Origin of the sequence: Flavobacterium aestivum, from assembly GCF_026870175.2 — a bacterium.
Lineage (GTDB): Bacteria > Bacteroidota > Bacteroidia > Flavobacteriales > Flavobacteriaceae > Flavobacterium > Flavobacterium aestivum.
In genome coordinates this window covers 2,325,120-2,337,956 of sequence record NZ_CP113977.2, presented here as the reverse complement: position 1 = coordinate 2,337,956, position 12,837 = coordinate 2,325,120, and the positions used below count along the sequence as shown (strand labels likewise).

The 12,837-nt window shown below is 33.5% G+C and carries 14 protein-coding genes; 5 read left to right on the top strand and 9 right to left on the bottom strand.

Annotated features, from left to right (window positions below; all coding sequences use genetic code 11):
- Positions 1–45 precede the first annotated feature (45 nt).
- Positions 46–738, top strand: a complete 693-nt coding sequence (locus OZP08_RS10105) for an SIR2 family NAD-dependent protein deacylase (protein WP_268845974.1) — start codon at positions 46–48, stop codon at positions 736–738.
- On the opposite strand, the gene OZP08_RS10100 is transcribed toward OZP08_RS10105, so the two are convergent.
- Positions 728–1,690, bottom strand: coding sequence for an ion channel (locus OZP08_RS10100; RefSeq protein ID WP_281321759.1), 963 nt, complete (start codon positions 1,688–1,690; stop codon positions 728–730). The genes OZP08_RS10105 and OZP08_RS10100 overlap by 11 nt on opposite strands.
- A gap of 195 nt (positions 1,691–1,885) precedes the next feature.
- Between OZP08_RS10100 and OZP08_RS10095 the strand changes: the two genes are divergently transcribed.
- From OZP08_RS10095 to OZP08_RS10085, 3 genes are all read left to right on the top strand, one after another.
- Positions 1,886–3,775 carry an SPFH domain-containing protein gene (locus tag OZP08_RS10095; protein WP_281321758.1) on the top strand — a complete coding sequence of 630 codons (1,890 nt, stop codon included), beginning with the start codon at positions 1,886–1,888 and terminating at the stop codon, positions 3,773–3,775.
- Between the two features lie 160 nt (positions 3,776–3,935).
- The gene (gene pepT / locus OZP08_RS10090) at positions 3,936–5,213 is read left to right on the top strand and encodes a peptidase T (protein WP_281321757.1); all 1,278 of its coding nucleotides are present in this window, start codon (positions 3,936–3,938) and stop codon (positions 5,211–5,213) included.
- Positions 5,214–5,229: 16 nt separating this feature from the next.
- A complete protein-coding gene (locus OZP08_RS10085) occupies positions 5,230–5,793 on the top strand; it encodes a YdeI/OmpD-associated family protein (RefSeq protein ID WP_268845971.1) in 564 nt (187 codons plus the stop codon).
- A gap of 46 nt (positions 5,794–5,839) precedes the next feature.
- On the opposite strand, the gene OZP08_RS10080 is transcribed toward OZP08_RS10085, so the two are convergent.
- Positions 5,840–6,208: a hypothetical protein gene (locus OZP08_RS10080; protein ID WP_268845970.1), complete on the bottom strand. Its 369-nt coding sequence runs from the start codon at positions 6,206–6,208 to the stop codon at positions 5,840–5,842.
- 298 nt (positions 6,209–6,506) lie between these two features.
- Here OZP08_RS10080 and OZP08_RS10075 point away from each other — a divergent pair, with 298 nt between their 5' ends.
- A complete protein-coding gene (locus tag OZP08_RS10075; protein ID WP_268845969.1) occupies positions 6,507–6,917 on the top strand; it encodes a helix-turn-helix domain-containing protein in 411 nt (136 codons plus the stop codon).
- A gap of 191 nt (positions 6,918–7,108) precedes the next feature.
- On the opposite strand, the gene OZP08_RS10070 is transcribed toward OZP08_RS10075, so the two are convergent.
- From OZP08_RS10070 to OZP08_RS10040, 7 genes are all read right to left on the bottom strand, one after another.
- Positions 7,109–9,097 carry an AAA family ATPase gene (locus OZP08_RS10070; RefSeq protein ID WP_281321756.1) on the bottom strand — a complete coding sequence of 663 codons (1,989 nt, stop codon included), beginning with the start codon at positions 9,095–9,097 and terminating at the stop codon, positions 7,109–7,111.
- A gap of 128 nt (positions 9,098–9,225) precedes the next feature.
- The gene (locus tag OZP08_RS10065) at positions 9,226–9,690 is read right to left on the bottom strand and encodes a hypothetical protein (RefSeq protein WP_268845966.1); all 465 of its coding nucleotides are present in this window, start codon (positions 9,688–9,690) and stop codon (positions 9,226–9,228) included.
- A gap of 12 nt (positions 9,691–9,702) precedes the next feature.
- Positions 9,703–9,888, bottom strand: a complete 186-nt coding sequence (locus OZP08_RS10060; protein WP_268845965.1) for a hypothetical protein — start codon at positions 9,886–9,888, stop codon at positions 9,703–9,705.
- A gap of 273 nt (positions 9,889–10,161) precedes the next feature.
- The gene (locus OZP08_RS10055) at positions 10,162–10,569 is read right to left on the bottom strand and encodes a hypothetical protein (RefSeq protein ID WP_268845964.1); all 408 of its coding nucleotides are present in this window, start codon (positions 10,567–10,569) and stop codon (positions 10,162–10,164) included.
- Positions 10,570–10,763: 194 nt separating this feature from the next.
- Positions 10,764–11,261 (bottom strand): hypothetical protein, encoded by a 498-nt coding sequence (locus tag OZP08_RS10050; RefSeq protein WP_281321755.1) that lies wholly within the window; start codon positions 11,259–11,261, stop codon positions 10,764–10,766.
- A 116-nt stretch (positions 11,262–11,377) separates the two neighbouring features.
- Complete coding sequence (locus OZP08_RS10045) at positions 11,378–11,896, bottom strand: GNAT family N-acetyltransferase (protein ID WP_268845962.1); 519 nt, start codon at positions 11,894–11,896, stop codon at positions 11,378–11,380.
- A gap of 209 nt (positions 11,897–12,105) precedes the next feature.
- Entirely contained in the window at positions 12,106–12,750 is a 645-nt protein-coding gene (locus tag OZP08_RS10040) for a hypothetical protein (protein ID WP_268845961.1), read from the bottom strand.
- Between the last annotated feature and the right edge of the window lie 87 nt (positions 12,751–12,837).

Genomic DNA, 12,837 nt, shown 5'->3' with positions numbered 1-12,837 from the left:
GTTACCCACTATTGCCTATTCTCTAATGCCTATTGACTAAATAAAATGAAAAAGAAATTAGTAGTTCTTACCGGTGCCGGAATTAGCGCCGAAAGCGGTATCAAAACATTTCGCGATGGCGACGGATTATGGGAAGGTCATAATGTAATGGATGTTGCCACTCCGGAAGGCTGGTTCAAAAACCCATCCTTAGTACTTGATTTTTATAACCAAAGACGCCAACAGCTAAAAGAAGTACAGCCCAATTTAGGACATCAGATTTTAGCTGAATTAGAAAATGATCTTGACGTTTATATCATTACCCAAAATGTAGATGATTTACACGAACGAGCCGGAAGTACCAATATCACCCATTTGCACGGACAATTATTAAAAGTACGAAGCTCCAAAAATGAAAACTATATCCTGGACTGGCAAGACGACTTAAATCTTGGAGATGTTGACCATCAAGGTAATCAACTTCGTCCGCATATTGTTTGGTTTGGTGAGCAGGTTCCCGCTCTTGAGGAAGCCATCACAATAACTGAACAAGCCGATTATTTTGCGGTTATTGGCACTTCACTACAAGTTTATCCGGCTGCCGGTTTAATTGATTTTACAAAAAAAGGAACACCTATTTATTATATCGATCCTAAACCCATAAAAATCCCTAATCTTAGAAACCCACTAGAAGTAATTCCAAATGTAGCTTCAGAAGGGGTGCGAATTTTAAAAGAAAAACTGCAAACTAATCTATAGCCACTCTATCAAAGGTGTTTAACAAACCTAAGTCCAGAACCGTGCTTTCATTATTTTCGCTTCTAGAATACATAGGCTTGAATTTGGCTCCATAAACAACTTCTTTAAAAGTATAAGAAGTTCGCGTTGCAACCGTGGTGCTAAACATATCATCAAATGTTTTGATAACCACAATAATTTCACCCAATATCGAATCATAGTCTGAGGCTACCAATCCGTACAAAGGACTTTCGCTTGTTATTGGGTGAACCAATGTCCAGCTTAGTGCCAACGAGTTTATTTTTTGATATTCTAAATCCAGTGTAAAAAACTTATTCGTCATAACCCCATTTTCCTCAATTTGCATCCCAACTGTTACATTGACCTCAGCATCAATATAATTGGTGTTTTTGTAGGGAGATAATCTAAACATCAATGCTTTGCCATTATTAAAAGGTGCGATAATAACATTGTCGGAGAATTTCAAAAAAATAGAAGGCTTACTGAATCTCCCAAAAAACAAACCGGTAGCAATGGCAAAACTCAACAATCCTATCAAAGCTTCGGCAGAAGACAAAGCACTCGTATAAAACCCAGTAGGGCTGATATGGCCATAACCCACTGTGGTAAAAGTTTGCGCACTAAAAAAATAAGCCTGTCCAAATTGTACCCAGATATCATCAGTTGTTTCAATCCCATTGAGATGCTCTATCCCAATCCCAAAATACAATAACGCAAACACAAGATTAATGACAATATAAAACAAGAAAAGAATCGAAAGGAATTTCCAGGTAGGCATGTCCAGCATGGTATGATACCAACTGATTTTGCCAAAAATACCAACTCCTTTTTTGGTTGCGTTTACCGAGCCATCCTTATTGATAAAACGTCCTCCATAACTGGACGCACTAGTTCCAAATCCTGTATTGATCAGTGATTTCCCCTTAAAATTCAATCGATTAAATAATGCCATAAACTAATTCCTATTAAGCTGCAAAATAGACAATAAAATCTATACTGCAATACCGTGAATTTTAATTTGATTTTAGCTAAAAACAAAGGATCGATTTCAACATTTAACATCAAAAAAAGTTAAAAAATAATTCCAAACAGAAATCAAATTACAAGAAAAAAATAAATTATGTTTGTAGTCTAAACCCTCACAACTATGCAATTTTTACTTACTAACTGGTGGATATTCTTAATTATCCTATCCCTACTTTTTTACAAATTTGTTTTGCGCGTGTTCTTCGGAATGGTTATCGTTCCAGAAGACAAAATTGGATTGGTAACCAAAAAATTCGTCCTCTTTGGAGCGGCAAAATCATTGCCCGATGGCCGAATTATCGCTACCAAAGGCGAAGCCGGTTTTCAGGCCAAAACTCTTGCTCCGGGGCTCTACTGGGGAATGTGGCCTTGGCAATATTCAGTAAACATGACACCATTTACCATTATTCCCGAAGGAAATATTGGTTTGGTATTGAGTAAAGATGGTGCCGAAATCCCAACGGGACGCATCCTTGCCCAAAAAGTAAACTCAGACAATTTTCAGGATGCCACAATGTTTTTGGACAATGGCGGACAAAAAGGACGTCAATCAGCATTCATAACAACAGGTTCATACCGTATCAATACGTATTTATTTGAAGTGGTGGTTTCTCCTCAAATTGTAATTTCTGAAAATATGGTCGGAATTGTAACCGCTATGGATGGTGAACCCATTCCTATCGGACAAATTGCCGGTAAATTTGTAGAAGGACACAATAACTTTCAGGATTTTGACCTATTCCTCAAAAATGGAGGAAATCGTGGATTACAACCTCAAGTAATGCTTGCCGGTTCTTATTACATCAATACATGGGCCATTCAAATAGAGCAAACTCCTATGACCGATGTGCCTATTGGATACGTTGGAGTTGTAATTTCATATATTGGCGAAGACGGACAAGATGTAACAGGAGATAATTTCAAACACGGAAATATCGTTTCAAAAGGACAGCGCGGTGTTTGGATGGAGCCTTTTGGTCCAGGAAAATATGCTCTTAATAAATACACCACAAAATTAGAACCGGTTCCTACAACCAACTTGGTACTGAACTGGGCTGATGCCAGAAGTGAATCTCATAATCTAGACCAAAACCTATCAACGATTACCGTTCGATCAAAAGATGGTTTCCCATTTAATCTAGATGTATCACAAATCATTCATGTTCCTGCCAATGAAGCTCCAAAAGTAATTGCCCGTTTTGGTAGCATGAACAATCTTGTTTCTCAGGTTCTGGAACCAACTATTGGAAATTATTTCAGAAACTCAGCTCAGGAAAGCGATGTAATCTCGTTTCTTTCAACCAGAAAAGAGCGTCAGGAATCAGCCAAAAATCACATCAAAGTTGTTTTGGATGAATACAATGTAAATGCAGTAGATACTCTAATTGGAGATATCGTTCCTCCAGAATCATTGATGAAAACATTGACAGATAGAAAAATTGCCGAAGAAGAGCAAAAAACCTATCAAACCCAAAAAATGGCACAGGAACAACGCCAAGGAATGGAAAAAGAAACTGCAATTGCCGATATGCAAAAGGAAATCGTTCGAGCTTCCCAAAGTGTTGAGATTGCACAGCGTACTGCCGATGCTACCGTTAAAAAAGCCGAAGGAGACGCTACAAGTTTAAAACTGAATGTAAATGCCGAAGCCGAAGCTACTAAAATGCGTGCCAATGCCGAAGCCGAAGCTACCAAAGCCAGAGCGGGTGCACAAGCCGAAGCTACTAAACTTACTGCAAGTGCCGAGGCCGAAAGAATCTCTAAAACGGGTCTTGCCGAAGCAGAGAAAATCATGGCAATTGGTAAATCTACAGCCGAATCGTATCAGCTTCAAGTTTCTGCAATGGGTGGTGATAACTTTACAAAATACAAAATCACCGAAGAAATAGGAAAAGGAAATATCAAAGTTATTCCTGATGTTCTTATTTCTGGCAACAATGGTACAGACGGATCTATGAGCGGACTTCTAGGTCTTAAACTTATGGAAATGATGGATACTGAAAAAAACTAATTAACCTCCAAAAAGGTAAATAAGTTTCTATTTCAATACGTTTTAAAAATCCGCTTTACGGCGGATTTTTTATTTCAATCAATACCCATCAAGAGTAAGTGTATCCCGTATAAATGTTTTTTAAAATTGTCTATCTTTACCCTCAAAAAAACAAAAAAAGATGCAACATATTATTGATCGTTTTATCAGTTACGTTACTGTAGATACCGAATCGGATCCAAACTCAAATACAACTCCCAGTACCGCAAAACAATGGGATTTGGCTAATAAATTAGTAGAAGAACTAAAAGCCATCGGATTACAAGACGTAACCATAGATGACAAAGCTTATATAATGGCTACCCTACCAAGTAATGTAGACCATGAAGTACCTACAATTGGTTTCGTTTCTCACTTTGATACCACTCCAGATTTTACAGGAGCCAATGTAAAACCACAAATTGTTCCTAATTATGACGGGAAAGACATTGTGCTGAATGCTGAACAAAACATTATCCTCTCCCCTTCTTACTTCAAAGACTTATTGCAATACAAAGGACAAACCCTAATTACCACAGACGGAACAACACTACTAGGTGCCGATGATAAGGCTGGAATTACGGAAATTGTTACTGCAATGGAATTCTTGATTAACAATCCGGAAATCAAACACGGAAAAATTAGAGTTGGTTTTACTCCAGATGAAGAAATTGGTCGTGGCGCTCATCATTTTGATGTTGAGAAATTTGGAGCTGATTGGGCTTACACCATGGACGGAAGCCAAATAGGCGAATTAGAATACGAGAATTTTAATGCGGCTGGAGCCAAAATTACCTTCAAGGGGAAAAGTGTTCATCCTGGTTATGCCAAAGGTAAAATGATCAACTCCATGCTTATTGCCAATGACTTCATCAATGAATTACCAAAAGAGGAAACTCCACAGGACACAAAAGGATACCAAGGTTTTTTCCATATTCACCACCTAACGGGAAGTATAGAAGAAACTGTATTGGAATTAATCATTCGCGATCACAGCAAGAAAAAGTTTGAAAAACGCAAAGATTTAATTGCCAAAATCACTAAAAAATTCAACAAGAAGTTTGCTAAAAAATTCGGTGAGGATATCGTAATTGCCGAAATAAAAGACCAGTATTACAATATGAAAGAAAAGGTACTACCTGTAAAATATATTGTAGATATTGCCGAAAGTGCCATGAAAGAAGTTGGAATCAAACCACTTATCAAACCTATTCGCGGAGGAACAGATGGTTGCCAATTATCATACAAAGGTTTACCTTGTCCTAATATTTTTGCCGGTGGACATAATTTTCACGGAAAGTATGAATATGTACCTGTAGAGAGTATGCAGAAAGCAACCGAAGTAATTGTAAAAATTGCCGAATTAACTGCCAAAGGCGACTATCTAAACAAAGAGGTTAAGACCAAAAAAAGAAGATAATTCTAAATAGCCGTATATGACCAACAACGATCAATGGGAAATTGAATTAGAGATTCTGAAATCTATTATCGCAAAAACCGAATTGGTTGAAACCAATAAATGGGGCGGTTGCGTATACGTGGTCAATAACAAAAATGTGATAGGAGTTGGAGGATTCAAGAACTTCTTTACCCTTTGGTTCTTTAATGGTGTGTTTCTAAAAGATGAAAAGAAACATTTGGTCAATGCCAATGAAGGCGTTACCAAATCATTGCGCCAGTGGCGTTTTACATCCAAAGAAGAAATCAATGAAGCCGAAGTGCTAGCCTACATTCAGGAAGCTATAGAGAATGAAAAACAGGAAAAAATAATTAAACCCGAAAAGACAAAAACGGAAGTTATAATTCCTGACATTTTCCAGAAAGAATTAGATGCCAATGCTAGCTTGAAGGAAGCATTCCTAAAATTTAGTCCCTACAAACAAAAGGAATTTTTAGAATACATAGAAACGGCAAAACGTGAAGAAACTAAACTTTCCAGAATAGAAAAGATAAAACCTATGATCTTGGACAACATAGGTCTGAATGATAAATACAGGTAAAAAACAAATCCCAAATTTCGATAACAATGAAATTTGGGATTTTTTATTAATTGTATTGCATAAACTCATCTCTGGAAATTTTTATTTTAGAAACATCATTACCGCTTTCCTTAGCAAATAATTCCCGTGATCTATCTAGAAATGCAGCTTCATCACTGGGCAGTAACTCAATGGCTATTTTTAGTATTTGCCCAATATTGATTTTTAAATACGACCCAAACCCAGATTCATCCTCAATGGCAGATACGCAAAGCTTCATGAGGTCTGTGATTATAAACATTAAGTGACTGTAATCACAAACGGTAAAGGATGCGGTATACAAATCCTTTTCGAGCTTGTTTGGGGCCAGTGTTGTAAAAAGCGCAGTGGCTAGATCTTCTAACCCTTGTGTGGTTTTAATAGAATTGTTTTCCATAGTTATACATTTAGATGAGATTAGTATTTACTGTTTTTACAAGATGTACTAATTCCTTGCACCCAAGATCACTTGCCCAGACTTGGAAATTCCTGTGTTGTTTTGATACTGTAAGCCAATTCATAATTTTTACTTTTAGATGTTAAACATTGTTTTTAAATTGTATTTTTGTTTAATACACTGCAAGTAAAGAAGAAGACATTTCGTACAGAATCATTTTTGAATGTATCGTACAGAATGAAAATATGTTTTTTACATATTGTTTATTTTTTTATTTCTAATTATTATCTTTGATTCTATGAGCACATTAACAAAACCAAATCACATAGGCCGAAAAATCAGCCGTATTCGTGAACTCCGAGACATGAAACAAGAAGCTTTAGCACAAGCTTTAGGAACAAACCAGCAGGCAATATCTGCTATGGAGAATAGCGAAACTATAGACGAAGAAAAACTTGCGGAAGTTGCAAAGGTGCTGGGCGTTACAGTTGAAGCAATAAAAAACTTTTCAGAAGAAGCCGTTATAAATTATTTTAATACTTTTAATGATACTGATTTCAGCAATAGCCAAGGCGCATTTGGTCAAAATCATCAATGCACATTCAATCCTCTTGATAAAGTTGTAGAACTTTACGAACGTTTAGTTCAAGCTGAGAAAGACAAAGTCGAATATTTAGAAAAGTTATTAAAAGGGAATAACCTTTTATAAAAGATATATTAAAAACAGGAAAGAGACCTTAAATAAGGTCTCTTTTTTTTGATTTTATTGTATATTAACGACTCTCAGCTTAGAGCTAGTTACGTTCAAAGTTAGCAGATTATTTTCTACTAAACATAGAGTTTTTTCGTGAAGATAAAACGTCAAATTGACTCAGCAATAGCTATTGCGCCAAACCGCTATTAGCCTCCGTTTATTATTTCTTCAATTAGCAGTTCAGAGTCTTTCGGTATAAAAGGATAGCATTTCCCGACTATGGTCGTAATTTCTTGTTGTAATTTACCTTCTCCAGTAAATTTATCTAATGCGTTAAATACCTGTTTTAGCCTGGTTTCATAATCATGACCTTGAAACTGTAAAAACCAAATAGGCATCTTAATTTTCTTGCCGTTTAAATATTCGACTTCTACAAGATCCGAAATTAATCCTTCATTTATTTTATGCACTTCGTAATATTTGCTGAAGAACCAATCTGATATCTTTTGCAGAAATTCATCAGACTCATTTCCGATTAAATATTGGTTAATGGTTTCTTCAATACCAAGCTCTTTATAAATCCCGTGAGCTTTCAAATTCATAAAAAGAATCGACAGATATATGGGATCGTATAGGTAATTTTCCACATTATATCTTTTATTTTCTCCATGAACTTTTACAAAGGTATTTGAAGAATTTTTAAGATCCCAGTCTATTATTCCAAAAACAGTTGTATTTCCAGATTCTCTAATGTCGTCCACAATTTTTATAACTTGTTCACAACTCCCTTTTCCATATGAATTTGAGATAAAATACAATCTAAATGGATAGTTTCTTTCTTGGTTTAGTTTATTAAATATAGTTTGATAATATCTTATATCTGTTGGGCTTTCAACGAATACTTGCTTATGATTTTTATAATCAATAGACAAAGTAGGTATAAAATCTGTAAGAAGTTTTAATGCTTCATTTTTTTCAATTTTATGTAAGGTTGTTACCGGTTCATTTTCTAACTGATAAATTGAGTTGTCAGGACAAAGCGCAACAGTCGAGGGAGAATGAGTAACAACGATTACTTTTATTCCCAATTTTTGTACGAAAGTGCCAAGCAATACATCAATAAGTAACTTGGACATTTCGGGATGTAGATGAGCGTCAGGCTCATCTAGAACAATTAATTCAGGGAACTCTAACTTTTCACTATAATAATAACTAGTAAATAACTTTATGATTAGACCAATAATAACCTTTTCGCCTGATGATAAATGTTGAAACTCTATATCCTTACCAACAGTCGTTTTTATTAATTGAAATGAGATATTTGCATCACTAGAAAAATCTTTCCTATCTATTCCTTTGAATTGAAACTTTAAATTATGTTGACTTAATATCACATTTATCGATGTCCAAGGTGGTATAAATGTCTTGATAAATTCTTCGTCTGAAATCGAATTATTTTCTTCATCGTAAGTTGATTTTTCAAAAAAAAGTCTTTGGTTTTGATCCCTCCTTTTGGCATAATTATAAAATACAAATTCTAATTGAGAGCCAAATAATTTGGGGTCATCTAAGAAATAATCTGGAACAGGTGTAAGGTAGAAATCACCTCCAACTAGATCTGAAATTGGCTTATTTCTATATCTCGCTACAAATATTGACACTAACACTGTTTTTCTTATAATTTCGGTGAAAAAATTATGTTGTCGTAATCTGTAGGCAATCTCACTATATGCTCTTTGTTGCGTAAACCATTTTGGCTCAATTTCTTTTAATGAATTTGTAACCAATTCCTCTACTTGAGAAGTTGGAATTGTTGTAATTGATTTAAAAAATGGCTCATTGACTTCAGAAGTCATCCAGATGCTATCATTTACCATCAACTCAACCAGCAATTTTGTGTTTTCCCCTAATGAATTAAATTGATTAATATATAGATCTATTTTACTTTTCCAATTTGAATTGTTTAAAGCGGATAGATCGCTATTTTCAATTCCTTCTAATTGTATCTTGGAAATTTTAGGCTCAAAATCGAAACTCAAAAGAGGACTTAACTCACTGTTTGCTTTTAATCCTATAAGTTCTATTAATTGACTTTTGCCACACCCATTTTTTCCTGTAATTACTGAAAAGTCGTCAAGATTTTGACTCTCGAATGTTTTTAAAGATTTATGTTCTCCTTGAAATTTTATAATCATATTGTGTTTTTTTTAATGATGGCTAACTTTTCAAGCGGTTTACAACTTTGTAGTAGAGCATTTTCTGCTTAATATAAACGTTCTTGATTGTGTAATTCCTCTAAAACCTCAATCTTTCCAAACGGCTGTTAGCCGCCGTAATTATTTTGTATATTCCAATCAAGTTGTAAGTCAGTTATTAGTTTTTCTTCGTAGTATTGTCTTAATTCATCTGGATAAATACTTAATAATTTAATCCCTATTTCTTTTCCAATAACTAATTCTGATTTTATTTTGTTTAGTTGAGCACCAGTTTTTATATGCTTCTTTTTTAAATGTTGGCAAAGTCTTTGTTTAATATCTTTTGATTTACGCTGCCCAATATACCTTAATTTCCAATTTTCTTCATTTACATCTCTTGTAAGTAAACCATAAACATTTGGTTTAAATTCCAAATCATTAATGTAATTATTGACAATTGAAAAATTAATAACATTTTCACCGTTAATATTTTCGGAAATCTTTAAGACATTTTGTTTGTCTGTAAAATAATTTAATGCTTTGGAATAATATAGAACTTCTTGATTTTCAATTATAATATTCTCAATTACCATATTGTTTGAAATTTATTCTTTGCTTTCTGCAAATCCACCAGTTGATGAATAATATGTTCCATAAACAACTGAATAAACAGTGTCTTGCTTTACGGGTAATTGCCTCAAATGATTTTCTGCATCAATTTTTGTTTTAAAAGAAATTGACAAATAGACTGGCAATTTTAAATTATGTTTTTCTTTAATTCTATATTCCATATTAGTTCGTTTTTTAGGATTATTGTGCATAACTTGCATATACTCGCTACAAAGTAGCGACAATCACTCCTTTTTAAGAGGTTTAGTCGCTACTTTGTATTGGTTATTAAACAAATATAAATATTATTTTTATTACAAATAATCAAAAGAGCTATTTTAAGTTTGCTTCAACTAAAAAACAAACCTCTTTTAAATCGCTTTAAAAGAGGTTTGTTTTGTGTTTTATGAGAGAATTGCGCAACAGATACAGCTACTATGCTTTCTGCATTTTTTTTATTTCATTCGTATAATACCTCTGTTCTTATCATCATTTGACCACTGAACTTGCCATGTATCTCCGTCAATTTGGTCAAGCAAAATAAAAGTCCACATATTTTCAGTGGGATACAACGTAAATCTACCGTTTATTTCCATTTCACTTAATACAAGAGGAATTGAATTTAATTCTGTTACAATTCTGTTATCTTTCATACTGAATTGTACTTGCCACATTTTTCCATTTCTTGTATTTAACTTAATAAATGTCCATATATTCTGCGTTGGAAATAATTGATAAACGTCTGTTGCATTGTCTACTTTATTTTGACTACTCTCGTTTAAAGTTCCCTTTTTTAGCTGACTTTGCGCAGATAATATTGTTGTGAATAGAGCAAAAAATAGTAAGATTATAATTTTCTTCATAATAGTATGCTTTATAATTTAGTATTTTCAAAAGAATGGTTTGCTACTTATGTATATAGTTCTCACGCTTTAAGCGGGGTTTGTACTAAGTTAAGCCCTATTTTCGGATTTGCCAAAACATATCAAACTCAAAGCCAACTTTCTATTAAATCAATTATCCAAAACCGTTGTAGAAGTTGTTAACAGTAGTATTTTTAAACAGATGGAAAATGTTCATCCCTTAACTGTTCTTTTGGTTTTTTAAACTTTAGAATTTTATTAATTTCATCGTCAGATTTAGTTTTTTTATAAGCGCCAAAACTTAAACTATTATTGTTCATATATGAATAATATTTTTTCTGATGAATGTCACTATATAATATTAGATATGCACTTTTATCAAATGTGTTTAATTCAATTTCTGTTGAATCTCCAAACAAACTATATGCAATTTCGTTTTTTCTCCAAGTTTTATTTTCAAAATCAGGTTGGCTTAATATTCTAATATTCAGAGCTGGCCCGCTCCCTACATTTTTGATGTAATAGTTACTGTTATAATTTTGTTCAATGGAAATTAGAGGAACTTGACGTAAAAAATCAATACGATCTTTGGATTTATTATAGTTATGAACAAGTATAGTAAAGTAAATGAAAACACATAAGTTTACAAAGGTGAAAACTAAGTTTAAGTGGTCAATAGTTGTTGTTGTCATAAGCTATTATTTCTGAAAGATTACTGCTAACGTCCCACTTACAGCGGGTTTGGGACTAAATTAAACCAATTGCCCAAATCTGTTGTAGTAGCTGTTGTGTGTAGTGCTTTGTGCAATCAATTTGTTTTCACATAAATATCAACACTTATTGATTTTTCATTTTTTACTTCAAAATCTTTTATTGTTCCTTCGTTTATGAAATCAAGTTTAGCCATTGCTTTTTTACAATTCAAATTTTCGGTTTCAACAAATCCTTCAATTCGATGTAGTTTAAGGTTTTTAAATCCGTAATTATAGATTAAAGGTAAAACTTCTTTCATAATTCCCTTACCCCAAAAATCCGGAAGAAGCCAAAGTCCGATTTCTGCTTTGTTCTCTTTAATATTAATATCATTTAGCCCACCTGCTCCGTAAAAAGTTTTATTATCAAGAGAGCAGATTGCCCACCACATTTGTTTCTTGTCCGAAAACCAAATCATTTGTTCTTTTGTTTTCTCCAAACTATCGAAATTAATTCCATAATACCGAATAACATCAGGATTTGAAAGTCCTTTGAAGATATTTTCGAGGTCTAAACCCGTAATTTCTCGCAATAAGATTCGGTCAGTCTTTATAATTGGAAATTCGTTTTTCATTACCTAAATATGATTTAATTCTTTTGTTTTTTCGCATTACACACAACGTTCTGGGACTACAGCGGTTTTGGGACTAAATTAAGCCAATTCTTCGGATTTGCCACCCGAGCGATAGCGAACAGGCGAAGAAAATCTTCCAGATACAAAACCATCTTTCGATTAAGCCAATTGCTCAAATCCGTTGTAGTAGCTGTTGTGCGTTCGGTGTTTTAACAAGGAAACCACCAATGCATAAAGTATAATTTATCATTTTTAATAAATATATTTATATGTCCGTCAGAAATATTATTTTCATCCTCTCTTAACTGAATCACTTGCAGTTTACCTTCTCCATAAACATCCATCTCCCCAATATCTTTAGTTGCATTTGGAAAGAGTTTTTGGAGGTCACTTATTGATGTAGTTGATTTTAATTTTATTCCTTTAAATAAAATAAAATTATTTTTTGTAAATCTAAATTCATCCACGGCTACTTTGTCTTTTGAGTTTTCAAATCGAGAGCCATCTTTATAAAGATACTTGTCTTCTGGATCAACACTTCCATCTTTATTTTCAAAAATTGAATAGCAAGGTTCCTCCTCTATGACTAGTTTAATGCTGTCATTTTCTCCAAAAACTTTTTCGAAGTCACTTAGAGTGAAATATCTTTTTAGTTTTCCATTAAAAAGAATATCTTTTTCATTCATTACTTCATTTTGGTAATCTTTAATATCAGTAGTGTCAGATTTATTTTTATTTTCAGAAATTGTCTTTTCTATCTCATTTGAATTATCTGTTTTTTCAACTGATTTTATTTCCTTGTTTTTGCAAGAAATACTGAGTAATAAAATTGATATAATCACTAATGTTTTCATCTCTTTCTTTCTTTTTACACTGACACACAACGTTCTGGTACTACAGCGGGTTTGGGACTAAATTAAGTCAATTGTTCAAATTCGTTG

Coding starts and splice junctions, on each gene's coding strand:
- OZP08_RS10085 (WP_268845971.1), top strand. CDS start 5,230: ATGACCAACAACGATCAATGGGAAATTGAATTAGAGATTCTGAAATCT.
- OZP08_RS10060 (WP_268845965.1), bottom strand. CDS start 9,888: ATGGAATATAGAATTAAAGAAAAACATAATTTAAAATTGCCAGTCTAT.
- pepT (WP_281321757.1), top strand. CDS start 3,936: ATGCAACATATTATTGATCGTTTTATCAGTTACGTTACTGTAGATACC.
- OZP08_RS10040 (WP_268845961.1), bottom strand. CDS start 12,750: ATGAAAACATTAGTGATTATATCAATTTTATTACTCAGTATTTCTTGC.
- OZP08_RS10075 (WP_268845969.1), top strand. CDS start 6,507: ATGAGCACATTAACAAAACCAAATCACATAGGCCGAAAAATCAGCCGT.
- OZP08_RS10045 (WP_268845962.1), bottom strand. CDS start 11,896: ATGAAAAACGAATTTCCAATTATAAAGACTGACCGAATCTTATTGCGA.
- OZP08_RS10065 (WP_268845966.1), bottom strand. CDS start 9,690: ATGGTAATTGAGAATATTATAATTGAAAATCAAGAAGTTCTATATTAT.
- OZP08_RS10100 (WP_281321759.1), bottom strand. CDS start 1,690: ATGGCATTATTTAATCGATTGAATTTTAAGGGGAAATCACTGATCAAT.
- OZP08_RS10095 (WP_281321758.1), top strand. CDS start 1,886: ATGCAATTTTTACTTACTAACTGGTGGATATTCTTAATTATCCTATCC.
- OZP08_RS10070 (WP_281321756.1), bottom strand. CDS start 9,097: ATGATTATAAAATTTCAAGGAGAACATAAATCTTTAAAAACATTCGAG.
- OZP08_RS10055 (WP_268845964.1), bottom strand. CDS start 10,569: ATGAAGAAAATTATAATCTTACTATTTTTTGCTCTATTCACAACAATA.
- OZP08_RS10050 (WP_281321755.1), bottom strand. CDS start 11,261: ATGACAACAACAACTATTGACCACTTAAACTTAGTTTTCACCTTTGTA.
- OZP08_RS10080 (WP_268845970.1), bottom strand. CDS start 6,208: ATGGAAAACAATTCTATTAAAACCACACAAGGGTTAGAAGATCTAGCC.
- OZP08_RS10105 (WP_268845974.1), top strand. CDS start 46: ATGAAAAAGAAATTAGTAGTTCTTACCGGTGCCGGAATTAGCGCCGAA.